The sequence below is a fragment of the Sphingopyxis sp. P1IMeth2 genome, assembly GCF_900185685.1.
Classification (GTDB): Bacteria; Pseudomonadota; Alphaproteobacteria; order Sphingomonadales; family Sphingomonadaceae; genus Sphingopyxis; species Sphingopyxis terrae_A.
The window spans coordinates 65,923-86,368 of sequence record NZ_FYAT01000013.1 but is presented as its reverse complement, the minus strand read 5'-3'; the positions used below and the strand labels follow the sequence as shown (position 1 = coordinate 86,368).

Annotated in this window: 25 protein-coding genes; 9 read left to right on the top strand and 16 right to left on the bottom strand. The window is 65.5% G+C overall.

Annotated elements, in window-relative coordinates; all coding sequences use genetic code 11:
* Positions 1 to 36: 36 nt before the first annotated feature.
* The 5 genes from queA to P1IM2_RS11785 form a co-directional block, all read right to left on the bottom strand.
* Positions 37 to 1,062, bottom strand: a complete 1,026-nt coding sequence (queA, locus tag P1IM2_RS11805; protein ID WP_186402595.1) for a tRNA preQ1(34) S-adenosylmethionine ribosyltransferase-isomerase QueA — start codon at positions 1,060 to 1,062, stop codon at positions 37 to 39.
* 25 nt (positions 1,063 to 1,087) lie between these two features.
* Positions 1,088 to 1,834 (bottom strand): peptidylprolyl isomerase, encoded by a 747-nt coding sequence (locus P1IM2_RS11800; RefSeq protein ID WP_186402594.1) that lies wholly within the window; start codon positions 1,832 to 1,834, stop codon positions 1,088 to 1,090.
* A gap of 98 nt (positions 1,835 to 1,932) precedes the next feature.
* Positions 1,933 to 2,439, bottom strand: a complete 507-nt coding sequence (gene coaD / locus P1IM2_RS11795) for a pantetheine-phosphate adenylyltransferase (protein ID WP_003040543.1) — start codon at positions 2,437 to 2,439, stop codon at positions 1,933 to 1,935.
* Positions 2,439 to 3,338: a polyprenyl synthetase family protein gene (locus P1IM2_RS11790; protein WP_062900676.1), complete on the bottom strand. Its 900-nt coding sequence runs from the start codon at positions 3,336 to 3,338 to the stop codon at positions 2,439 to 2,441. Before P1IM2_RS11790 ends, coaD begins: the two co-directional genes overlap by 1 nt.
* A 27-nt stretch (positions 3,339 to 3,365) precedes the next feature.
* Entirely contained in the window at positions 3,366 to 3,629 is a 264-nt protein-coding gene (locus P1IM2_RS11785) for an exodeoxyribonuclease VII small subunit (protein WP_058813173.1), read from the bottom strand.
* 73 nt (positions 3,630 to 3,702) lie between these two features.
* Between P1IM2_RS11785 and P1IM2_RS11780 the strand changes: the two genes are divergently transcribed.
* The 5 genes from P1IM2_RS11780 (at position 3,703) to P1IM2_RS11760 (ending at position 8,419) form a co-directional block, all read left to right on the top strand.
* Complete coding sequence (locus tag P1IM2_RS11780; protein WP_062900677.1) at positions 3,703 to 4,374, top strand: hypothetical protein; 672 nt, start codon at positions 3,703 to 3,705, stop codon at positions 4,372 to 4,374.
* The gene (locus P1IM2_RS11775; protein ID WP_062900678.1) at positions 4,371 to 4,784 is read left to right on the top strand and encodes a DUF2177 family protein; all 414 of its coding nucleotides are present in this window, start codon (positions 4,371 to 4,373) and stop codon (positions 4,782 to 4,784) included. The genes P1IM2_RS11780 and P1IM2_RS11775 overlap by 4 nt, the downstream gene beginning before the upstream one ends.
* Positions 4,785 to 4,916: 132 nt before the next feature.
* Positions 4,917 to 5,213 carry a hypothetical protein gene (locus P1IM2_RS11770; protein WP_062900679.1) on the top strand — a complete coding sequence of 99 codons (297 nt, stop codon included), beginning with the start codon at positions 4,917 to 4,919 and terminating at the stop codon, positions 5,211 to 5,213.
* An 83-nt stretch (positions 5,214 to 5,296) separates the two neighbouring features.
* On the top strand, positions 5,297 to 7,552 hold the full coding sequence (gene purL, locus P1IM2_RS11765; protein WP_186402593.1) for a phosphoribosylformylglycinamidine synthase subunit PurL: 2,256 nt from the start codon (positions 5,297 to 5,299) through the stop codon (positions 7,550 to 7,552).
* Between the two features lie 126 nt (positions 7,553 to 7,678).
* Positions 7,679 to 8,419 carry a DUF72 domain-containing protein gene (locus P1IM2_RS11760; protein WP_186402592.1) on the top strand — a complete coding sequence of 247 codons (741 nt, stop codon included), beginning with the start codon at positions 7,679 to 7,681 and terminating at the stop codon, positions 8,417 to 8,419.
* A gap of 17 nt (positions 8,420 to 8,436) precedes the next feature.
* On the opposite strand, the gene P1IM2_RS11755 is transcribed toward P1IM2_RS11760, so the two are convergent.
* Positions 8,437 to 9,255: a Coq4 family protein gene (locus P1IM2_RS11755; protein ID WP_062900682.1), complete on the bottom strand. Its 819-nt coding sequence runs from the start codon at positions 9,253 to 9,255 to the stop codon at positions 8,437 to 8,439.
* 151 nt (positions 9,256 to 9,406) lie between these two features.
* Between P1IM2_RS11755 and P1IM2_RS11750 the strand changes: the two genes are divergently transcribed.
* Positions 9,407 to 10,660, top strand: a complete 1,254-nt coding sequence (locus P1IM2_RS11750; protein ID WP_186402591.1) for a DUF418 domain-containing protein — start codon at positions 9,407 to 9,409, stop codon at positions 10,658 to 10,660.
* Here P1IM2_RS11750 and P1IM2_RS11745 read toward each other — a convergent pair.
* From P1IM2_RS11745 to panB, 6 genes are all read right to left on the bottom strand, one after another.
* Positions 10,653 to 11,051 carry an Hpt domain-containing protein gene (locus P1IM2_RS11745; protein ID WP_186402590.1) on the bottom strand — a complete coding sequence of 133 codons (399 nt, stop codon included), beginning with the start codon at positions 11,049 to 11,051 and terminating at the stop codon, positions 10,653 to 10,655. The two genes, P1IM2_RS11750 and P1IM2_RS11745, sit on opposite strands and share 8 nt — an antisense overlap.
* Before the next feature lie 116 nt (positions 11,052 to 11,167).
* Entirely contained in the window at positions 11,168 to 11,407 is a 240-nt protein-coding gene (locus P1IM2_RS11740) for a sulfurtransferase TusA family protein (protein WP_062900684.1), read from the bottom strand.
* Entirely contained in the window at positions 11,397 to 12,773 is a 1,377-nt protein-coding gene (der, locus tag P1IM2_RS11735) for a ribosome biogenesis GTPase Der (RefSeq protein WP_003040578.1), read from the bottom strand. The genes P1IM2_RS11740 and der overlap by 11 nt, the downstream gene beginning before the upstream one ends.
* Before the next feature lie 44 nt (positions 12,774 to 12,817).
* On the bottom strand, positions 12,818 to 14,152 hold the full coding sequence (locus tag P1IM2_RS11730; RefSeq protein WP_058813132.1) for a PQQ-binding-like beta-propeller repeat protein: 1,335 nt from the start codon (positions 14,150 to 14,152) through the stop codon (positions 12,818 to 12,820).
* 1 nt (position 14,153) lies between these two features.
* Positions 14,154 to 14,936: a tetratricopeptide repeat protein gene (locus P1IM2_RS11725; RefSeq protein ID WP_186402589.1), complete on the bottom strand. Its 783-nt coding sequence runs from the start codon at positions 14,934 to 14,936 to the stop codon at positions 14,154 to 14,156.
* A 124-nt stretch (positions 14,937 to 15,060) separates the two neighbouring features.
* Positions 15,061 to 15,927 carry a 3-methyl-2-oxobutanoate hydroxymethyltransferase gene (gene panB / locus P1IM2_RS11720; protein WP_186402588.1) on the bottom strand — a complete coding sequence of 289 codons (867 nt, stop codon included), beginning with the start codon at positions 15,925 to 15,927 and terminating at the stop codon, positions 15,061 to 15,063.
* 127 nt (positions 15,928 to 16,054) lie between these two features.
* On the opposite strand from panB, the gene P1IM2_RS11715 reads away from it, so the two are divergent.
* From P1IM2_RS11715 to P1IM2_RS11705, 3 genes are all read left to right on the top strand, one after another.
* Positions 16,055 to 16,477: a hypothetical protein gene (locus tag P1IM2_RS11715; RefSeq protein WP_186402587.1), complete on the top strand. Its 423-nt coding sequence runs from the start codon at positions 16,055 to 16,057 to the stop codon at positions 16,475 to 16,477.
* Between the two features lie 66 nt (positions 16,478 to 16,543).
* Complete coding sequence (locus P1IM2_RS11710; protein WP_186402586.1) at positions 16,544 to 16,969, top strand: hypothetical protein; 426 nt, start codon at positions 16,544 to 16,546, stop codon at positions 16,967 to 16,969.
* Entirely contained in the window at positions 16,962 to 17,183 is a 222-nt protein-coding gene (locus tag P1IM2_RS11705) for a helix-turn-helix transcriptional regulator (RefSeq protein WP_186402585.1), read from the top strand. Before P1IM2_RS11710 ends, P1IM2_RS11705 begins: the two co-directional genes overlap by 8 nt.
* A gap of 80 nt (positions 17,184 to 17,263) precedes the next feature.
* On the opposite strand, the gene P1IM2_RS11700 is transcribed toward P1IM2_RS11705, so the two are convergent.
* The 4 genes from P1IM2_RS11700 to P1IM2_RS11685 are packed head-to-tail and all read right to left on the bottom strand — an operon-like array spanning position 17,264 to position 20,307.
* Positions 17,264 to 18,208, bottom strand: coding sequence for an aldo/keto reductase (locus P1IM2_RS11700; protein WP_186402584.1), 945 nt, complete (start codon positions 18,206 to 18,208; stop codon positions 17,264 to 17,266).
* A complete protein-coding gene (locus P1IM2_RS11695) occupies positions 18,205 to 19,278 on the bottom strand; it encodes a glycerophosphodiester phosphodiesterase (RefSeq protein ID WP_186402583.1) in 1,074 nt (357 codons plus the stop codon). The genes P1IM2_RS11700 and P1IM2_RS11695 overlap by 4 nt, the downstream gene beginning before the upstream one ends.
* On the bottom strand, positions 19,275 to 19,625 hold the full coding sequence (locus P1IM2_RS11690; RefSeq protein ID WP_062900689.1) for an ArsC family reductase: 351 nt from the start codon (positions 19,623 to 19,625) through the stop codon (positions 19,275 to 19,277). The genes P1IM2_RS11695 and P1IM2_RS11690 overlap by 4 nt, the downstream gene beginning before the upstream one ends.
* Positions 19,626 to 19,632: 7 nt before the next feature.
* Positions 19,633 to 20,307, bottom strand: coding sequence for a cyclic nucleotide-binding domain-containing protein (locus P1IM2_RS11685; RefSeq protein WP_062900690.1), 675 nt, complete (start codon positions 20,305 to 20,307; stop codon positions 19,633 to 19,635).
* Positions 20,308 to 20,446: the final 139 nt, after the last annotated feature.

Genomic DNA, 20,446 nt, shown 5'->3' with positions numbered 1-20,446 from the left:
AAATATCCGCTTCCCGGCCGCGGAAAATTGTCCCGTTCAGGGTAGGAGCAAGCTCGAATCGCCGTAGCTGTAGAACCGGTATCCACCGGCAATCGCATGCGCATAGGCCGCCTGCATCGTCTCCAATCCCATCAGCGCACTGACCAACATGAACAAGGTCGATCGCGGCAGGTGGAAGTTCGTCATCAGTCCGTCGATGGCGCGGAAGCGGTAGCCGGGGGTGATGAAGATCGCCGTATCGCCTTCGAAGGGCCGGATTACCCCCTCCTCGCCCGCCGCGCTTTCGAGCAGGCGCAGGCTGGTGGTGCCGACCGCTATGACCCGGTTGCCGCGGGCGCGCACCGCGTTCAGCCGCTCGGCGGTCGCGGAATCGATCACCCCCCATTCGGCGTGCATGACATGATCTTCGGTATCGTCGGCCTTGACCGGCAGAAAGGTGCCCGCGCCGACGTGCAGCGTCAGCGTCTCGCTCTCGATCCCCGCCGCGCCGAGCGCCGCGAGCAGATCGGGCGTGAAGTGCAAGGCCGCGGTCGGCGCGGCGACGGCGCCGTCCTTTTGCGCGAACATCGTCTGATAATCGCTGCGGTCGGCATCGTCCGTGGCGCGCTTGCCCGCAATATAGGGCGGCAGCGGCATCGTGCCCGCGCGTTCGAGCAGCAGCTCGACCGGCTCTTCGCCCGGGAAGAAGAGGATGAAGCTGCCGTCGGCCAGCCGGTCCTCGGCGAGTGCGCCGACGCCTGCGCCGAAATCGACCGTCTCGCCGATGCGCAGCCGCTTGGCGTTGCGGACGAACGCCTGCCAGCGGCGAAGGTCGATCCGCTTGTGGAGCGTGGCGCCGATGCGCGCATCGCCGCGACGCCCTTCGAGCTGGGCGGGAATGACGCGGGTATCGTTGAAGACCAGACAGTCGCCCGGCCGCAGCCATCGTGGCAGGTCGCGCACCCCGGCATCGGTCATCGCACCGCCCACCACGACGAGCATGCGTGCCGCATCGCGCGGACGCGCCGGACGGAGCGCGATGCGCTCGGGCGGCAGATCGAAATCGAATGCGTCGACGCGCATTATCAGGATCGCGCGTGCGGCAAGGTCAGCGCTGGATCGGCGCGTCGAGCTGATCGGCCGTGATATCCGTGGCGGGCTTTGCCGGCTGATCCTCGGTCAGCATCGATGCCGGCGGCATCGGCTTGTTGTCGGCGGCCACCGACACCTGGACCATGCGGGACATCACCGCCGGCGGCTCGCCCTTGTGCACGGCATCGACGAATTGCATGCCCGACACGACGCGGCCGAAGGCGGTGTAATTATGGTCGAGGCTGAAGCGCGGCTGCAGCATGATGAAGAACTGGCTGTTCGCGCTGTCGGGGCTCTGCGCACGCGCCATCGACACGGTACCGCGCAGATGCGGCGTATCGTTGAACTCGGCCTTGAGGTCGGGAAGCTCCGATCCACCCTGCCCCGTCGCGGTCGGATCGCCCGTCTGCGCCATAAAGCCGTCGATCACGCGGTGAAACTTCACCCCGTCGTAAAAGCCGGCCCGCGCAAGCTGCTTGACGCGTTCGACGTGATGCGGCGCGACATCGGGATAAAGCTGCACCACGACGCGGCCGCCGGTCGAAAGGTCGAGGTTGAGCATATATTCGGGATTGCCCAGATATTGCTCGGGCTTGATCGTCGGCGCGGCTTCGGTCGCGGTATCGGTTGCCGGCGCCGCTTCGGTTGCGGGTGCGGCGGCCGCCACGGGGTCCGTCGTCGCCGGGGCCTCCTGCGCCATGGCGGGAAGCGCGAGCCCGAACGCAAGCGCCGTCAGGACCATGGGTCGGAAAATCATCTTCATGCTGGGTCAGGCCTCTATCAAAAACTGCTTCGCGCCCCGTTGGCGCGACCTAGCGGGAAAAAGCTGAACGCTCAATGATCGGATTGCCGGCGACGGGATCAGCCCTCGCCCTGGCGAAGTCCGCGTTCGGATATCCGCGCGACGACGGCATCGCGAACGGCGGGGGTAACGAATTTGTGGATGTCGCCGCCGAAGATCGCGATTTCCTTGACCAGCCGCGACGCGATCGGCTGCAGGCTGACGTCGGCCATCAAAAACACGGTTTCGACGCGGTTGTTGAGCTGCTGGTTCATCCCCGCCATCTGATATTCATATTCGAAATCGGCGACGGCGCGCAGCCCGCGGACGATCACCGTCGCCCCCTCGCGCTCGGCAAAGTCCATCAGCAGCGAATTGAAGCCGACGACGCGAATGTCGCCATCGATCCCTTCTACCTCGCGGCGGACCATTGCCAGCCGTTCCTCGTCGTCGAACATCGGCGATTTGGTGATATTGGTCGTCACCCCGATTACCAGCCGATCGACCAGCTTGGCGCCGCGGCGGATGATGTCCATATGGCCGAGCGTGATCGGGTCGAAGGTTCCGGGATAAACCCCAATGCGCATCAACGGTCCCTTTCCACCACAAAGCGCGCGATCGCGCGCAGCAGCGCCGCCTCTTCGCCGAAACCGGCCAGATGCGCAATTGCCTGATCGACGAGCAGCCCGGCCTGTTCGCGCGCGCGGTCGATCCCCATCAGCGTGACGAAGGTCGCCTTGCCCGCATCCGCGTCCTTGTGCAGCGCCTTGCCGGCCAGCGCCTCGTCGCCCTCGACGTCCATGATGTCGTCGGCGATCTGGAACGCGAGGCCGATGTCGCGCGCATAGCCGCGCAGCGGGCGCCGCCCTTCGGCCGGAATACGCGCGAGGATAGCCCCCGCCTCGACCGAAAAGCCGATGAGGGCGCCGGTTTTGAGCTGTTGCAGCCGTGTCACCGTCGGCAGGTCGAAATTCGACGTTTCGGCCATCAGGTCCATCATCTGCCCGCCCGCCATGCCCGCCGGTCCGGCGGCCAGTGCGAGTTCGCGAACAAGCTCGCTGCGCACGAAAGGATCGGCATGCGTCGCCGGATCGATCAGCCATTCGAAGGCGAGCGCATGCAGCGAATCGCCCGCCAGCACCGCGGTCGCATCGTCGAACGCCTTGTGCACGGTCGGCTTGCCGCGCCGCAGATCGTCATCGTCCATGCACGGCAGGTCATCGTGGATCAGCGAATAGACATGCATCGCCTCGACCGCGGCGCCGACGCGCAGGCTGAGCTGACGGTCGACATGGAACAGGTCCGCCGCCGCGCAGACCAGCAGCGGGCGCAGCCGCTTGCCGCCGCCGATCGCAGCATGGCGCATCGCTTCATAGAGGCGCGCGCGCGGGTCTTGCGGGACCGCCAGCAGGCGATCGAACAGCGCGTCGATGCCCGCCGCCACTTCGACCAGCGCATTGCGGAGAAGATCGGAAGAATTCTGCATTGCCCCCTCGGCCAGTGCCACCGCGCCTCAGCCTTCGCCGAAAGGCTTGGTTCCGGCGGGCTGTCCGTCGGCGCCGAGCCCGACCTGCTCGATGCGCGCCTGCGCCGCGGCAAGCCGCGCTTCGCAGTGCGCGCGCAGGGCATGGCCGCGTTCGTACAGCGCCACCGATTCCTCGAGGCTGACATCACCGCTTTCGAGGCGGCGGACGATGGTTTCGAGTTCGCCCATCGCGGCTTCGAAGGACAGCGCCGCAATATCGGCGGCAGCGGCGGTATCGGGGGTATCCGTCATCCCCCAGCTTTGGCCCGCGAAGGGCGCTGCGGTCAAGCTTGACGTCGCCCTTTTCGTCGATAGCATCGCCGTCATGTTCGTCGGCCATTTCGCCCCGGCGCTCGTCGCCGCCACCCGGCCCAGGGCCCCGGGGCTCGGAACGCTGTTCGTGGCGGCGCAACTCGTCGATATCGGCTTCGCCGCGCTGCTGATCCCGGGGGGCGAGGCGATGCGCGTCGTTCCCGGCATCACGGCGATGAACCCGATGGACCTCTATCACATGCCCTACACGCACAGCCTGCTCGGCGCGCTGCTGTGGGGTGCGGCGTTCGGCGCGCTGGTCGGGGCGATTACCCGGCGGCGGGAGGCGGCGTTGCTGACGGCACTGGTCGTCGTTTCGCACTGGTTCGCCGACCTGATCGTCCATATCCCCGACCTCACCCTCTATGGCGCGCCGCCGAAACTCGGGTTCGGGCTGTGGAATTATCCGCTCGCCGAAATGCCGCTCGAGATCGGACTGACCGCCGCAGCGATGATCTATTATGCACGCCGGACCAGCGCGCCGACCGGCAACCGGCGATTGTGGATCCTCGGCGGCTTGCTCGCGGCGGTCCAGGCGGTCGACTGGTTCGGCGCCAAGGCGCCCGACTATTCGATCGAAATCCCGCTGACGATGCTCGCCGCCTATATCGTCCTTGCGCTCGTCGCGGCGTGGGCGGGCGCGAACCGCGCTGTCGTGATGGCGCAGGAGGAGGCCTCGACATGATCCATTACGCGATCGGCTATGTCGCCACCGCGATCCTTTTCGGCCTGCTCGACGCCTTGTGGCTCCGCACGATGGTGCCCGCGGTCTACCGCCCCGAAATCGGTACGTTGCTTATGGACGGATGGCGGCCCGCGCCCGCGCTGATCTTCTACGCCCTCTATATGCTGGGCATCCAGATTTTCGCGGTCGCCCCCGCGATCGAGGCCGGGCGTTGGCAGGTCGCGGCGCAATGGGGGGCGCTGTTCGGCTTCTTCTGCTACATGACCTACGACCTCACCAATCATGCCACGATGAAGATCTGGTCGACCAAGGTGACGCTGCTCGACATCGCCTGGGGCAGCGTCGCGACCGGCCTCGCCGCCGGCGCGGCGGCCTGGATCGTGCTGACCGTCGCGCCGCGCACCACCTGAAACGCAGCCTCCTTTTGCAATCCCGATAAAGTTTTTTGCAATTGCTGCGCCGTGCGCGCGCCGTCATGCTGCGGCGCACAATAAAGAGGGGCTTAAAGGCAAGTTTTGTTCATCAAGACAAGGACTTGCACGATGAAAATTATCCTATTTCCCGCGTTCGCCGCCGCCGTGCTGGCGCCCGCCTTTGTCGCGGCTGCCGAACCGGCGCAGCAGCGTTTCGAACATGCCGGCCATGTATATGCCTATTCGGTGACCGAAACCGACGGCTATCGCATCATCAGCGGGATCGAGGAGAAGAGCGGCAAGCCGTTCAAGCTGCGCGTCGGCACTCACCGCGTGCGCGGCACCGTCGGCACCCAGCAGGTCAATTTCTCGCTGCGCGACGTCGAACCGCTCGGGAAAGCGGCAGTGACGCTCGCCGCGCGCTGAGACACCTCTCCGACCCGGACCCCATGGTGCGAAAAGCATCGTGGGGTCTGTTCGTTTCGCGCGTACATCGCTAAAGGCGCGCCATGACTCAGACAGCAAGCGCGCCCGCCTCCGTCATCACCCCCGAGATCGTCGCCGACCATGGCCTGTCTCCGGAAGAATATGAGCGCGTCCTCGCCGCTCTGGGGCGCGAACCGAACCTTGTCGAACTCGGCATCTTTTCGGTCATGTGGTCCGAGCATTGCAGCTACAAAAGCTCGCGCCTCCACCTCAAGAAACTGCCGACCGAGGCGCCGTGGGTGATCTGCGGCCCCGGCGAAAATGCCGGCGTCATCGACATCGGCGAAGGTCCCGACGGCACGAAGCTCGCGGCGATCTTCAAGATGGAGAGCCACAACCACCCCTCGTACATCGAACCCTATCAGGGCGCGGCGACCGGGGTCGGCGGCATCCTGCGCGACGTCTTCACGATGGGTGCGCGTCCGGTCGCGAACCTCAACGCGCTGCGCTTCGGCCGCCCCGACCATCCGAAGATGAAGCATCTCATCTCGGGCGTCGTCCACGGCATCGGCGGCTACGGCAATTGCGTTGGCGTTCCGACCGTCGGCGGCGAGGTCAATTTCCACAAAGCCTATGACGGCAACATCCTGGTCAACGCGATGACCGTCGGCGTCGCAGAGCAGGACAAGATCTTCTATTCGGCCGCCAGCGGCGTGGGCAATCCGATCGTCTATGTCGGATCGAAAACCGGCCGCGACGGCATCCACGGCGCAACGATGGCGTCGGCCGACTTCGGCGAGGATGCCGAGGAGAAGCGCCCCACGGTGCAGGTCGGCGATCCCTTTACGGAGAAGCTGCTGATCGAGGCATGCCTCGAGCTGATGGCGTCGGACGCGATCGTCGCGATCCAGGACATGGGCGCTGCGGGACTCACCTCCTCGTCGGTCGAAATGGCGTCGAAGGGCGGCGTCGGCCTCCACCTCAAGATGGACGATGTGCCGCAGCGCGAAACCGGCATGACCGCCTATGAAATGATGCTGTCCGAGAGCCAGGAACGCATGCTGATGGTCCTGAAGCCCGGCAAGGAAGAGTTTGCGAAGGCGATCTTCGAGAAATGGGAACTCGACTTCGCGGTTATCGGCACCGTCACCGATACGGGGCGCATGGTGCTGGAACATCATGGCGAGATCGTCTGCGACATCCCGCTCGCCCCGCTCGCCGACGATGCGCCGCTCTATGACCGGCCGCACGTTCCGACGCCGAAGCAGCCCGACCTGACCGACGTCCCCGAAACCGCCGATGTCGCGGCCGACCTCAAGACGCTCATGGGATCGCCCGACATCGCAAGCCGCCGCTGGATCTACGAACAATATGACAGCCAGGTCGGCGGCGACACGGTGCAGATCGGCGGCGACGCAGCGCTCGTCCGCATCCACGGCACGGGCCGCGCGCTCGCGATGAGCACCGACTGCACCCCGCGCTATTGCTATGCCGACCCGGTCGAGGGCGGCAAGCAGGCGGTCGCCGAAACCTGGCGCAACATCAGCGCGGTCGGCGCGACCCCGCTCGCGATCACCAACTGCCTCAACTTCGCCAATCCGCAGCGCCCCGAGATCATGGGGCAAATCACCGGGTGCCTCGACGGCATGGGCCAGGCGTGCCGCGCGCTCGACTATCCGATCGTCTCGGGCAATGTCAGCCTCTATAACGAGAGCAAGGCGACCGGCGGCGGCAGCGCGATCCTGCCCACCCCCGCGATCGGCGGCGTCGGCGTGATCGACGATCTGTCGAAGGCCGTCGGCATCGGCTTCAAGCGCACCGGCGATATCGTGCTCGCGGTCGGCGAGCGCGCCGGCCACCTCGGCCAGTCGGTCTGGCTGCGCGAAATCCTCGGTCGCGAGGAAGGCCCGCCGCCGCCGGTCGACCTGCGCGCCGAAAAGCGCACCGGCGATTTCATCCGCCACTCAATCAACGCCGGCTGGATTACCGCCTGCCACGATGTGTCGGACGGCGGCGTCGCGGTTGCACTCGCCGAAATGGCCCTGAAATCAGGCATTGGCGTGCTCGTCAGCGAGGAACAGCCCTTCGGTATTGCCGAAAGCTTTTTCGGCGAGGATCAGGGCCTCTATCTCGTCACCGTCTGCGACACCTGCCTCGCCGACTTCCTCGACGCTGCGAACCGCGCCGACGTGCCGGTCGATCCGCTTGGTCGGACGATCAAGGACCGCATCGTCTTCGAACTGCCCGAGAGCGATTTTTCGGTGACGCTCGCCGAGCTACGCGAGGCGCATGAGGGCTTTTTCCCGGCGCTGATGGGGGCTGACGCAGCGCTTGCCTAGGTCGTCATTGCGAGCGTAGCGAAGCAATCTCCGGCGACCGGTCGTGCGAGACGATGGCTGGGGATTGCCGCGTCGCTTCGCTCCTCGCAATGACGACGCTCCATTTTGCGCGGAGGTGACCGACTCATGACCATCCACATCGGCATCGGCGGCTGGACCTACGAACCGTGGCGGGGCACCTTCTATCCGCCGAAACATCCGCAAAAGCGCGAGCTCGACTATGCCGGGCAGCATCTGACCGCGATCGAAATCAACGGCACCTATTATGGCAGCCAGAAGCCCGAAAGCTTCGCCAATTGGGCGGCCGCGGTCCCCGACGGGTTCAAATTCAGCGTCAAGGCGTCACGCTTCTGCACCAATCGCAAGCAGCTCGCCGATGGCGCGGCGTCGGTCGAGAAATTTCTGACGCAGGGACTGACGCGCCTTGGCGACAGGCTCGGGCCGATATTGTGGCAGTTCATGGCGACCAAGACCTTCGATCGCGATGATTTCGCGCGCTTCCTCGACCTGCTGCCCGAAAGCCAGGACGGGCTACCGCTGCGCCACGCACTCGAGGTGCGGCACGAGAGCTTTCGCGACGCCGCCTTCGTCGACCTGGCGCGCGAGCGCAACATGGCGATCGTCTTCGCCGACAGCGACGAATTCCCGTGCATCGACGAGGCGACGGCGGACTTCAGCTATGCGCGGCTGCAGCGCAGCCGCGACGATGTCGCGACGGGCTACGACGAGGCGGCGCTCGACCATTGGGAGGCGCGCGCGAAGGCTTGGGCGGCCGGCGAGCGCGACGCTTATGTCTTCTTTATCGCGGGCGCCAAGGTGCGCAATCCTGCAGCGGCGCAGGCCCTGATCGCCCGATTGGGCGGCTGAGCAAGAGCAAGCGGCGTTCAGGCCGCCTGCGCGAGTTCGGGCTGCGTCGCCGCTTCGGCGGCCTCTTTGGTACCGAGCAGGTCATAGGGATCGACCCCATCGGCGCGCATCATCGCGTGGACCTGCTTGTAGATTTTCGGCTCGGCGATCCCCAGACGCTGGCGCGCCGCGTCGATCGGTTCGGCCAGCAGCGCCTCGATATTCTGAAAGGCGATCTGCTGTGCGACGCGGCCGATACGCTGGCCTTCGCGGACCGCACCGTAGATCGGGTAGCGGCTGCCGAAACCCTTGCGGATCTCGCGCGCGCCCGCCCAGGCGATGAACAGTGTCCCCCAGCTTGGCGTCTGGCTGTACGAGAAGGCAAGCACGCATTGTTCGCCCAGCGCGTCGCGGCCATAGCCGGTCAGGATGTGGAAGAGGTCGTGCGTGTCGCGCAGCCGGTCGCCATAAAGCTCCACCATATCGTCGAAGCGCGGCTTGGTGCGGCGGAACTTCATCGATTCATCGACAAGTCCCTGCGCGGTCAGCCCTTCGCGTTCCATGAAATCGACATAGACGCGACCGACGCTGCCTTCGGGCAATTTGCGCAGCGCGTCATGATCGTCGAGCATCGCCGGCAGATAGGGGCGATCGGCTAGGACCTTCTGACCTTCCGCGGTCGCAAAGAAACGCGCGACCGACCGTTTGAACCGATTGTCGCGCAGCGCGTCGAGAATGTGAAACACCTGTTCGGTGTCCTCCTTGTCGGCGATCAGCTTGCGGAAATGGTGCAGCGCCTTCAGCGGGCGAAAGCCGGTGTCGGTGCGGTCGGGGTGGATCAGCGGGATAGCGGTCATAGCGTATCTCTTGCGGTTGGGGCCGTGAAGTCTCGATCTAGTCACTACTGACACAAATGTCAATATATCGTGAATGGCCGGTATGTGCGGGCCGGACAAGCCGCTGGACGCGGCCGTCGGCCTCGGCGATAGACGTGTTGGGGGACGAAGCATGACCGACCGGTACGAAAGCCTCGACGCGATTCGCGGCGTTGCGGTGATGGGCATATTGGCAATGAACATCGTCGCCTTTGCGATGCCGATGAGCGCCTATTTCAACCCCGCCGCGGGCGGCGCGCCGGGCGGGGCGGACCTTGCCGCATGGGCGTTCAATTTCGTCTTCGTCGATTCGAAGATGCGCGGCCTGTTCTCGATGCTCTTCGGGGCGAGCACGCTGCTGGTGATCGAGCGCGCCGAGGCGGCGGGCCGCAGCGCGGCGGCGACGCATTATGCGCGGATGCTGTGGCTCGGCCTCTTTGGCCTCGCGCATTTCTATTTCATCTGGTTCGGCGACATATTGTCGCTTTATGCCGTCTGCGGCCTGCTGCTCTTCCTGTTCCGCGGTCTGTCGGTGCGCGCGCTGCTTTGGTGGGCGGCGGGCTTCCTGCTGGTCGCGATGGCGCTGATGGGATCGATGTGGCTGTCGATGACGCTGCTCGAAGCGGGGCAATTGCCCGGCACTGCGGCCGCCGAGGCGCGGGAACAGATGGCGCAATTCAACGCGATGATGGGTCCGGACTCGCCCGACTATGCCAGGGATGTCGCCCATTATCTGGGAAGCTACGGCGCGATCGCGGGGATGCGGTTCGGCGCGGGTGCGCTCGAACCGCTGACACAGGTGATGCTGTTCCTTTGGGAAAGCATGGCGCTGATGCTGATCGGCATGGCGCTGTTCAGGGCGCGGATGCTGACGGGCGAATGGGTCGCCGCGCGCTATCGCAAATGGGCGATCGCGGCCTTCCTGTTATCCGCGCCGCCGCTCGCGCTGCTGGCCTGGCATAGCGCAGCCACGGGTTTCGGTACCGTCACGGTGTTCGGTGCGGCACTCGTCTGGTCGACCCCGTTCGATTTCGTGATGACGGTCGGCTGGGCCGCGCTCATCATGCTGCTCATCAGGACCGCGGCATCGCCTGCGCTGCGCGCCCGGCTTGCGGCCACCGGACGCATGGCCTTCACCAACTATCTCGCGACGTCGGTGGTGATGACGACGATCTTCTACGGCTATGGGCTGGCGCTGTTCGACAGCGTGCCGCGCGCGGCGCTCTACCTCTTCTGCTTCGCCATGTGGGCGGCGATGCTGCTGTGGTCGAAGCCCTGGCTTGAGCGTTTCGAATATGGCCCGCTCGAATGGCTTTGGCGCAGCCTGTCGCGCTGGCAGCGACAACCGATGCGGCGTGCGCTGGCCGAAGGTCCAGCGCTTAGCTGACGGCGCGGCCGAAAGTCGGGCGGCGCTGGACGAGCGGGTTCGCTTCGCGTTCGAGCGCGGTCAGCGTTTCCTCGAACAGCGGGCGCAGTTCGACGACGCGCGGCAGATATTCTTCCGGGCTGACCTGCGCCTCGACGCAGTGGCGCGCGAACATTTCGATATCTTCGGCCAGCGCGCCGAGCCGTTCGGCGCCGAACTGGCGCGCCTCGCTCTTGAGCGTATGGGCAGGCATGACGAGGCCGCCGGCGCTGCGCGCGCGCATCGCCTCTTCGATCGCGGCGACCGACTTGATGCCGTCCTCGCGAAAATAGCCCAGAATCCGCACGAATGCCGCCCCCAACTGGGTGCGAGTCGCGCGAAATTCACTCCAATCGACCAGGATCTCGTCCAATTTTCCGTCCCTCGGTGTTCAGTCTGGTCCGTGGTCCCGTCCTGCACATGCACCGAAGTCGGTAAAAAAGAGGTTACGCGCGCAAAGCGGACACCGCCGAATCGCCCCGAAACGGGTCAGTCGCGCCGGACGCGCCAACGCGCGGCGTCGCTCATCGACCCGGCGTCATCGATCCGCCAGCCCTGTTCGGCGGCAAGCGCCGCAACTTCGCGCGCGGCGTTGGGGTCGTCGGCGATCAGCACGACATCCTGGGCGGCGCGCATCGCGCGGGCGAGCCGCAACGCCGGCCAGGGGCAGCGCATGCCGCGCGCATCGACGGTCAGCGCCGCCGAAGTGCCCGCAGCGTCATTCGTCATAGGGGTTGCGCGTGTTGCGGAAATTGATGCGGATCGGCACGCCTTGGAACCCCAGTTCCTTGCGCATCCCGTTGACCAGATAGCGCTGGTAGCTTGCGGGCAGGGAATCGGTCCGGCTTCCGAAGATGATGAAGGTCGGCGGACGCGTACGCGCCTGCGTCATGTAGCGCAGCTTGATCCGCTTGCCGCCCGGCGCCGGCGGCGGATTGGCGTCTACCGCGCGTTCGAACCAGCGGTTGAGCTTCGCGGTCGAGACACGGTTGGTCCAGATCGCGCGCTGTTCAAAGGCGACGCGGACCAGCGTGTCGATCCCCTTCCCCGTTGCGCCCGAAATGCTGAGCAGCGGCACGCCCTTGATCTGGCTGAGCCCGTCGTCGAGCGCCGCACGGACGCCGTTGAACAGCGACGACGGGTCTTCGGCGACGTCCCATTTGTTGAGCGCGATGATCAGCGCACGCCCTTCCTCCAGCACGCGGTCGGCGATGCGCAGATCCTGCGCCTCCAGCCCCTTTGTGGCGTCAAGAAGCAGCACGACGACCTCGGCGAAATCGACCGCGTGCAGCGCGTCGGCTACCGACAGCTTTTCCAGCTTGTCCTGAACCTTCGCCCGCTTGCGCATCCCCGCGGTGTCGAAAAGCTGGATCGGATGGACCTCGCCATCCTTTTCCCATTGCCAGTCGACGCGGATAGAATCGCGCGTGATCCCGGCCTCGGGTCCGGTAATCAGTCGGTCTTCACCGATCATCCGGTTGATGAGCGTCGATTTGCCCGCATTGGGCCGCCCGACGATCGCGAGCTTGAGCGGGCCGAGCGGCGCATCCTCGTCCGCATCTTCGCCGACCGCCTCTTCGTCGGCGTCCATGAAGGGTTCGACGATCGGGCGCAGCGCGTCGAACAGATCGACCAGTCCCTCGCCATGTTCGGCACTGAGCGCAATCGGCGATTCGAAGCCGAGCGAATAGGCCTCCATCAGCCCCGCCTCGCCCTGCTTGCCTTCGGCCTTGTTGGCGCACAGGATGATCGGCGTGTCTTCGCTGCGCAGCCAGCGCGCAATTTCTTCGTCAAGCGGGGTCACGCCCGCGCGCGCGTCGATCATGAACAGCGCCGCATCGGCTTCGCGCACCGCCTTTTCGGTTTGCACGCGCATCCGGCCAGGCAGCGTGGCCGCGTCTTGATCCTCGAACCCCGCGGTATCGACGATCAGAAATTCCAGGCCGAGCAGCTTGCCATCGCCCTCGCGCCGGTCGCGCGTCACGCCCGGCTGGTCGTCGACCAGCGCCAAGCGCTTGCCGACCAGCCGGTTGAACAGCGTCGATTTGCCGACATTGGGTCGGCCGACAATGGCGATCGTCGCGGATCGCGCCATGCGTCTATCCTATCTTCGCGGCGGGCCAACCCGGCCGCGCCCTGTTATTGCCAGGCGGTGATCGTGCCGTCGTCCGCCAGGATATAGAGCCGGTTGTTCGCAACCACGGGTGGCTGCGACAAGGGCGACTTGAACTCGGTGGTCGCGAGCGTCGAACCGTCGGTCGGCGAAAATTCGACGAGCTGTCCCTCGCTGTTCACCGCGATCAGCCGTCCGCCGGCCAGAATCGGGCCGGTCCAGCGGATCGGATCCTTTTTCTTCTTTTCGGTTTCGACGCGATAGCGCGCGAGCTGCTGGATCCAGCGGACCTTGCCCGAACCGCGCGCGACGCACAGCAGCTTGCCGTCGTCGGTCATCGCATAGACCCACTCGCCGACGACATAGGGCGTCGAGATACCGGCGATCGAGATTTCCCAGATGCGCTGCCCGGTGAGCAGGTCATAGCTCGCCATACGGCCGCCCTGGCCGAGCGCGAAAACGCGGCCGCGGTCGATCACCGGGTCGGCATCGACGTCGGTCAGCGTCGAAACCGACAGCGCCATCGAGGTGCGCGCGAGCGCGTCTTCCCACAGGTCGCGGCCGTTTTCGTAACGATAGGCCTGAACCTCACCCGACGAAAAGCCGGCGACGATCGTTCCCTGCCCGGCCGCGGGCGATGCCGCGCCGAACACGCTGCCGGGCTCGAGCGACGCGGTCGCCTGCCACTGCACCGCGCCGTCGCCGGCATTGAGCGCGAAAATCTGGTTGTCCTGCGTGATCACATAGACGCCGCCGAAGGCAACCGTCGGCGCGCCGCGCAGCGGCCCCGCGGGTTTGACCTTCCACAACAGCTTGCCATCCTCGGCGTTCAGCGCGGCGACGTCGCCGACGCCGCTCGTCGCATAGACGACATTGCCGTCGACCGACGCGCCGCCGCCGAACAGCGAGTTTTCGAAATCCTTGCCCGTGCTGCCGATCGACACGCTCCACAGCTTCGCGCCGGTATCGGCGGCGAAGGCCGACACGACGGCATCGGTATCGACGGCGAACAGCCGGTTGTTCGAAATTACCGGGGCCGCGGCGAGCCGCTGCTTCTTGGTGCTGCCCGCGATCGACGCTTCCCACGCTTTGGTACGCGCGGCGCCGAGCGCGGGATGCCCCATCGACTTGGACGCATTGCCGCCCGATTGTGCCCAATCGGCGTTGAGCACCGGATCGGGCAACACCACCGCAATCTCGGCGGTTGTCGGATCGACCTTGATGCTGTTGTCGTTCGACAGGATCGAAACGCGCTCGCCTACCGTCGGGGTGCGCGGGCCGCCCTTGCCCTTGAACGCGCCGCAGCCCGCAAGCGGCAGCGCGAGCATCATGGCGCAAATCACATATTGGCGTTTCCGCATCTTATTTGGCTTCCTCACTCTTGGCGGCGGCCGCTGCGCCCGGGGCGGCACCGCCTTGCTGGTCCTTTGTCGTGTCCTCGGCGACGCTTTCCGCCGCGCGATCCTCGACCGCATCGACGCCGAGCATCCCCGCCATCTGCACCGTCCGCGACTGCAGCGATTTGAAGGTGGCGGGCGCCTTGGCGATACGCGCATAGAGCGCGCCGGCCTTGTCATATTGGCCGAGGTGATAATAAGCCGCGGCCGTCAGCTCGGCCGCGCTGCCGAACCAGCTCGATACCGGGTCGGTCGCATCGACGAGCGGCTTCATCCGCGCGATTACCGCCTCAGGCTTCATCGTATCGAATTCGAGCGCGGTCTGGCGAACCAGCGCCATATCGCGCATCGACTGGTCGAGCTTGGCGTCGCCCGCGACCTGCGCGAGCAGCGCGGCGGCGGCTTTCAGGTCTCCGTCCTTCGCCTTCATGTTCGACTGTTCGATCAGCGCGGCGGCGCGATAGGCGGCATTGCCTTCGCCTGCCAGCGTCTTGAGATCGACGGTCGCCGCCGTCGGCTGCGCCGCAGCCTTGTCGAAAGCAGCCAGCAGCTGTTCGGCCTTTTCGCCGCGCGCCACCGTCTGACGGTGCTCCCAATAGAGATAGCCGCCGAACGCCAGCAGCGCCGCGATCGCCGCGCCGACGATCCAGCGGCCGTAGCGCTGCATGATGGAGCTGAGCTGATCCTTGCGGACGGCCTCGTCGACTTCCTGCAGGAAGGCCGCATTGTTCGTCGGGCTCAGGGCCAATCAATCCTCCATAACTCGTTCGCGAGCGATGCCCGCTTCGGGTTCGCCGGCCGTTCCTTAGCGGTCATGCCGAAAAAGGCCAAGCGATTCACTTGACCCCTGCAGGCACCCGTCCGGGGCGCCATCAACCCTTGTAGATTTGATCGTCGGTCGGGAATGAACGGGACCTGACCTGCTGGGCATATTCCTTCACTGCGCCGTCGATCACACCCGCCATATCCTGGTACCGCTTCACGAATTTGGGGACGCGTTCGAACATGCCGAGCATGTCGTCGGTGACGAGCACCTGCCCGTCGCATTGCGCCGAGGCACCGATACCGATCGTCGGACAGGCAACCTTGCCGGTAATCTCGATCGCGATCGATTCGAGCACGCCTTCGATAACGATCGAAAAGGCACCGGCCTGCGCGACAGCGACCGCATCCTCGACGATCGTGCGCGCTTCCTCGTTGCTTTTGCCGCGCACGCCATAGCCGCCGAGGATGTTTACTGCCTGCGGCGTCAGCCCGACATGCCCCATCACCGGAATTCCGCGCTGGGTCAGAAATTCGATCGTCGGGGCGAGCACCTTGCCGCCCTCGACCTTCACCGCCGCCGCGCCGGTTTCCTTGAGCAGGCGTGAGGCATTGGCGAAGGCCTGTTCGGGGCTCGCCTCATAGCTGCCGAAGGGCATGTCGACGATCACCGCGGCATGATAGCTGCCGCGCACCACCGCGGCGCCGTGCAACGCCATCATCTCCATCGTCACCGCGACAGTATGCGGGAGGCCATAGATCACCTGCGCCAGCGAATCGCCGACAAGCAGCATGTCGCAATGCGGGTCGAGCAGCTGCGCCTGCCGCACCGTATAGGCGGTCAGCATCACCAAAGGCTCGCCGCCGCCCTTGCGCTGGCGAATGCGCGGCACCGTCAGGCGCTTCATCGGCTGCGGCGTCGGATTGGCGCGGCTGGTGGAGGTGTCGAGGGTGAGCGTTTTTGGGAGCGTGGACATGGGGCGCGGGTTTAGCGGCTTATGCTGCGCTGCGAAAGGCCGCAAAGCGGAGCGATGTCCGCAAAAATTGACTCAATGTAAAAAATTATTTACATAAAGTCGCATATTATGAACATGGAGACGCCAAATGTCGTTCCGCGAAAAAATTCACTGGGTGACGCTGGTCACGATGATCGCCGCCTTCGGCTGGTATTTTCTTGCCTATCCGTGGGGGATCGCAGCGAGCCCGGCGGGCCTTTGGGCGAGTGCGGGGATGCTGCTGCCGGTCACCGTCGCGATCATCATCGCGATGACGATCGCATCGGCCTGGATGGCGATCCGCACCCCGGCCGAGGCCAACCTCAAGGAAGACGAGCGCGACCGTTCGATCCATTATCGCGGCACCCATCATGCCTATTATCCGCTCGTCGTCGGCGTGTGGGTCAGCATCTTCGCCCTGTTCTGGAACGCGGGGCCGGCGGTGCAGCTCAACCTGCTGCTTGCGACGGTCGTCCTCGCCGAACTGACGCGGATCGGCGTCCAGCTTTACCTCTATCGCCGGGGCTATTGACCCATGCCCCGCGCGACCCTTGAAACGGCGCGGCAGCTTGCCGGCGCAGGTACCGGAGACTTGTCCATGAATTTCCGCGAAAAGTCGGCGTGGCTGAACGTCTTCGCCATGCTTGCCGCCTATAGTCTCTATTTCGGACTCATCATCGCCGGGCATCCGGCCGGGCGCGAAGTTTTCCCCATGCTGTGGCTGTTCGGCTCGATCGCCTTGGCGCACGCGGCCATCGTCATCGTCGGCACCATCATCCTGTCCGCGCGGGCGCCGAAGTCGGAGCGGGTCCGTGCTGATGAGCGCGACCGCGCGATCCGCCGTCGCGGCGCCACGATCGCCTATTATGTCCTGCTGGCGGGGATGATGGTCGTTGGCGTCTATCTGCCCTTTGTGGAGCAGGGCGTGCCGCTCGCGAACACAGGCCTGTTCGCAATCGTTCTCGCCGAACTGGTGAACAGCGCGGTCGTCCTCATCAGCTATCGCCGGGGTTGGCATGGCTAGGCTGCCTTTCTCCAACGACATCCGCACCTTGCGCTTCCTCGCGGGAGAAATGACGCAGGCCGAACTCGGCGAGCGCGTCGGCGTGACCCGCCAGACGATCGCCGCGATCGAACAAGGCAAATATTCGCCCTCGCTCGAAGTCGCCTTCCGTATCGCGCGCACCTTCGGCAAGACGCTCGAACAGGTGTTCGGGTGGGACGAGGAAAGCGGTTGATCCGATGCGCGGCCGCGCTGGCCCGGCTCGTCTCTCCCCGGGGGCCGGCCGGGCCGAAACGGCCGCGTGCGCGGCGAACCTTATGCGGTGCCGCGCCCCGCTTCGTTCAGCGCCGCCAATTGCAAGTCGGTCAGCGTGACCGTCTCGCTGTCCATGATCTCGTCGAGTTGCGCGACCGAGGTGGCGCTCGCGATCGGCGCGGTGACGCCCGGCTGCGCGGCGACCCAGGCGAGCGCGATCTGCGACAGGGTGGCGCCGGATTCGGCAGCGATCGCGTCCATTGCGGCGAGCACCGCCGGCCCCTTGCCCTCCAGATAGACTTTGGCGCGCGCGCCGCGCGGGCTCTTGCCGAGATCCTCGGCGCTGCGATATTTGCCTGACAAATAGCCCGACGCGAGGCTGAAATAGGTGACGACGCCCAGCCCTTCGGCGATGCAAAGCTGTTGCAGCGCGCCTTCATATTGATCGCGGTCGAGCAGGTTGAGTTCGGGCTGCATCGCGGTGAAACGCGGCAGGCCCCCGGCGTCGGCGACGCGCAGCGCCTCGGCCAGCCGCTCGGCACTATAATTGGATGCCCCGATCGCGCGCACCGTCCCCGCATCGACCAGTTCGCCGAACGCGCCGAGCACTTCGTCCAACGGCACATCGGGATCGTCCTTGTGCGCGAAGTAGAGGTCGATCGTATCGACGCCGAGCCGATCGAGCGAGCCTTTCACCGCTTCGCGGATGCGATCGGGCTTCAGCCCGCCGGGCATCATGCCGACCTTGGTGGCGATCAGCACATGGTCGCGCGCGCCGCTATCCTTCAGCCACGCACCCATCATGCTTTCGGATTCGCCGCCCTTGTGCCCCGGCACCCACGCCGAATAGACATCGGCGGTGTCGATCATCCCGCCGCCGCGCTCGACGAAGCGGTCGAGGATCGCGAAACTTGCGGCCCGATCGGCGGTCATCCCGAAGACATTGCCGCCCAGCACGAAGGGACGGACCGACAGGCCGCTCTGGCCAAGGGGACGCTGCGTCATTGCGATACTCCTGCATGGACCACCGGCACCGCTTCGCGCGAATTGTCGCTGAACAGGCCGTCGATCCCGGTCTTCAGATAGGTGCGGATCTCGTCCGCCAGATCGCCGTGGCCGGCGGGGTTGATGCCGCTCTTGTCGCCAAGCGGCAGGAAATAATTCTCGCGGCGAAAGGTCCACGGATGGACCTTCAGTCCGGCGGCATGGGCATCGCGCACCAGATGGGTCGGATCGCCGAGCGTGCCGAGCGCAGTCCGCGGGATGATCATTGTCTTGTTGGGTCCGATCCCGTCGGCATAGGCGGCAATCGCCTTCAGCCCCGCAGGCGTCGCCATCGCGGCGTAGCTTTGCTGCGCATGGTCGGCCGGACCGCCCTCGCCGTCCATGAGCTGGATCAGCGGCAGGTCGCTTTTCGCCCGGATCGCTTTCAGATTGCCGACCTCGAAACTCTGGATGAACACCGGCGCGCTGCGGCCATGATAGCCATAGCGCGCCAGCATCGCGAGCAGCGGCGCTTCGTGCGGCAGGCCGATGCTGGCGAAATAGCTCGGATGCTTGGTTTCGGGATAGACGCCGACCGGATGCTCGCGCCCCTTGTTGACCCGCACGAGCAGGTCGAGGATCTCGGCAAAGGTCGGGATCTGGTAGCGCCCGTCAAATTCAGTCGCGCGCAGTTGTGGCAGCCGCTCCTTCGCACGCAGCGTCTTGAGCTCGGCCAGCGTGAAATCCTCGGTGAACCAGCCGGTCACATCCTGGCCGTCAATCTGCTTCGTCGTCTTGCGCGCGGCGAATTCGGGGTGGTCGGCGACGTCGGTCGTCTCCGAAATCTGATTCTCATGCCGCGCGACGAGCACGCCGTCCTTGGTCAGTACCAGATCGGGCTCGATGAAATCGGCGCCCTGTTCGATCGCGAGTTCATAGCTTGCGAGCGTATGTTCGGGCCGTTCGCCCGACGCCCCGCGATGCGCGATGACGATCGCGGGCTTTCCGTCGAGGGTGGGCTGCGCCGCCATCGGTTCAGCCCCGCAGCCGGCGAGCGCGAGCAGCGCCAGCGCGGCGCGCCAGGCCTTCATGCCGCAAAGCGCTGTTGCCAGTCACCGGCGGAAAATCCCACACTATACGCGCCGTCCGCATCGACGAGCGGACGCCGTATCATCGCCGGCTGATCGAGCATCAGCGCCTTCGCCTTCGCCGCATCGATCCCCGCCTTGTCGGCATCGGGCAGCTTGCGGAAGGTCGTCCCGCTCTTGTTGAGGAGCTTTTCCCAGCCGAGCGCATCGACCCAGCGATCGAGCAAGGCGGGATCGAGCCCGTCCTTGCGATAATCGTGAAACGCATAAGCCACGCCCCGCTCGTCGAGCCAGCGCCGCGCCTTCTTCACCGTGTCGCAGTTCGGAATGCCATAGAGAGTCAGTGCCATGCCGCCGTCATAGCGACGGCGCCTCGGCAATGCGAGCGTTTGCGCTTGCCAATTTTCCGCGCAGCGCCCGGGCAAAGCCTTCGTGCAATGCCGCGGCGATGTCGGGATTGGCGGCAAGATAGTCGCGTAGCACCGCGGCGGGGATGAACCACAGCCTGGCGTTGGTCGATAGCGTCACCGTCCCCGTCGCCTGCGCGCCGTCGAGCACAGTCGCCTCGCCGATCAGCGCGCCGTCGCTCACCGCGCCGACCTCGACCCCGTCGCGCAGCACCGACGCCGCGCCCTGGCTCAGATAGAAAAGGCTGGGTGCCGCCTGATTTTCGCGGATCAGCACCTCGCCCTGCCGCGCCGAAATCCAGTGCCCCTGATCGATCAGCCCGCGCGCCGCCGTCGCGCTCAACCGGTCGAAATGACGGGCGCGAAGCTGCTCCTCCTCGGACGAGAAGCGGATGCTCAGATTGCGCAGCCAGTCGCGCCAGCCGAACGCGATATTGGCGAGGATGATCGCGAGCAGCAGCAGACCCGCGACCAGCGCCTGCCCCGCGACGAGCGCCAGCGGCAGGGCGACGAGCGCGGCGAGCGCCAGCCCGGCGCGCACATATTCGATGCGCACCGCAAAGCTCGCCGCAAGCAGGATGAACAGGGCCAGATAGCCAAGAAGGGCCGGATCGAAATTCGCCATAGCCAATCGTTTTACAGCGGTCCCTGTGCTTAGATTGCTAGGGACCAAATCTTACCGATTACCGAAGACGGACGCGCGACCCGTAAAAGCGTCCCGATTTGCGAAAGAAACTAACAGTTTTTTGCAATGAAGAAAAGCA

Bases quoted from the DNA above. Each gene is read 5' to 3' on its own strand.
- der (WP_003040578.1), bottom strand. From the start codon at position 12,773: ATGGCGCGATCCGCGACGATCGCCATTGTCGGCCGACCCAATGTCGGC.
- P1IM2_RS11760 (WP_186402592.1), top strand. From the start codon at position 7,679: ATGACCATCCACATCGGCATCGGCGGCTGGACCTACGAACCGTGGCGG.
- panB (WP_186402588.1), bottom strand. From the start codon at position 15,927: ATGTCCACGCTCCCAAAAACGCTCACCCTCGACACCTCCACCAGCCGC.
- P1IM2_RS11775 (WP_062900678.1), top strand. From the start codon at position 4,371: ATGATCCATTACGCGATCGGCTATGTCGCCACCGCGATCCTTTTCGGC.
- coaD (WP_003040543.1), bottom strand. From the start codon at position 2,439: ATGCGCATTGGGGTTTATCCCGGAACCTTCGACCCGATCACGCTCGGC.
- P1IM2_RS11700 (WP_186402584.1), bottom strand. From the start codon at position 18,208: ATGACGCAGCGTCCCCTTGGCCAGAGCGGCCTGTCGGTCCGTCCCTTC.
- P1IM2_RS11710 (WP_186402586.1), top strand. From the start codon at position 16,544: ATGAATTTCCGCGAAAAGTCGGCGTGGCTGAACGTCTTCGCCATGCTT.
- P1IM2_RS11770 (WP_062900679.1), top strand. From the start codon at position 4,917: ATGAAAATTATCCTATTTCCCGCGTTCGCCGCCGCCGTGCTGGCGCCC.
- P1IM2_RS11785 (WP_058813173.1), bottom strand. From the start codon at position 3,629: ATGACGGATACCCCCGATACCGCCGCTGCCGCCGATATTGCGGCGCTG.
- P1IM2_RS11790 (WP_062900676.1), bottom strand. From the start codon at position 3,338: ATGCAGAATTCTTCCGATCTTCTCCGCAATGCGCTGGTCGAAGTGGCG.
- P1IM2_RS11750 (WP_186402591.1), top strand. From the start codon at position 9,407: ATGACCGACCGGTACGAAAGCCTCGACGCGATTCGCGGCGTTGCGGTG.
- P1IM2_RS11685 (WP_062900690.1), bottom strand. From the start codon at position 20,307: ATGGCGAATTTCGATCCGGCCCTTCTTGGCTATCTGGCCCTGTTCATC.
- P1IM2_RS11740 (WP_062900684.1), bottom strand. From the start codon at position 11,407: ATGACGAATGACGCTGCGGGCACTTCGGCGGCGCTGACCGTCGATGCG.
- P1IM2_RS11705 (WP_186402585.1), top strand. From the start codon at position 16,962: ATGGCTAGGCTGCCTTTCTCCAACGACATCCGCACCTTGCGCTTCCTC.
- P1IM2_RS11715 (WP_186402587.1), top strand. From the start codon at position 16,055: ATGTCGTTCCGCGAAAAAATTCACTGGGTGACGCTGGTCACGATGATC.
- purL (WP_186402593.1), top strand. From the start codon at position 5,297: ATGACTCAGACAGCAAGCGCGCCCGCCTCCGTCATCACCCCCGAGATC.
- P1IM2_RS11730 (WP_058813132.1), bottom strand. From the start codon at position 14,152: ATGCGGAAACGCCAATATGTGATTTGCGCCATGATGCTCGCGCTGCCG.
- P1IM2_RS11695 (WP_186402583.1), bottom strand. From the start codon at position 19,278: ATGAAGGCCTGGCGCGCCGCGCTGGCGCTGCTCGCGCTCGCCGGCTGC.
- P1IM2_RS11780 (WP_062900677.1), top strand. From the start codon at position 3,703: ATGTTCGTCGGCCATTTCGCCCCGGCGCTCGTCGCCGCCACCCGGCCC.
- P1IM2_RS11800 (WP_186402594.1), bottom strand. From the start codon at position 1,834: ATGAAGATGATTTTCCGACCCATGGTCCTGACGGCGCTTGCGTTCGGG.
- P1IM2_RS11690 (WP_062900689.1), bottom strand. From the start codon at position 19,625: ATGGCACTGACTCTCTATGGCATTCCGAACTGCGACACGGTGAAGAAG.
- P1IM2_RS11755 (WP_062900682.1), bottom strand. From the start codon at position 9,255: ATGACCGCTATCCCGCTGATCCACCCCGACCGCACCGACACCGGCTTT.
- queA (WP_186402595.1), bottom strand. From the start codon at position 1,062: ATGCGCGTCGACGCATTCGATTTCGATCTGCCGCCCGAGCGCATCGCG.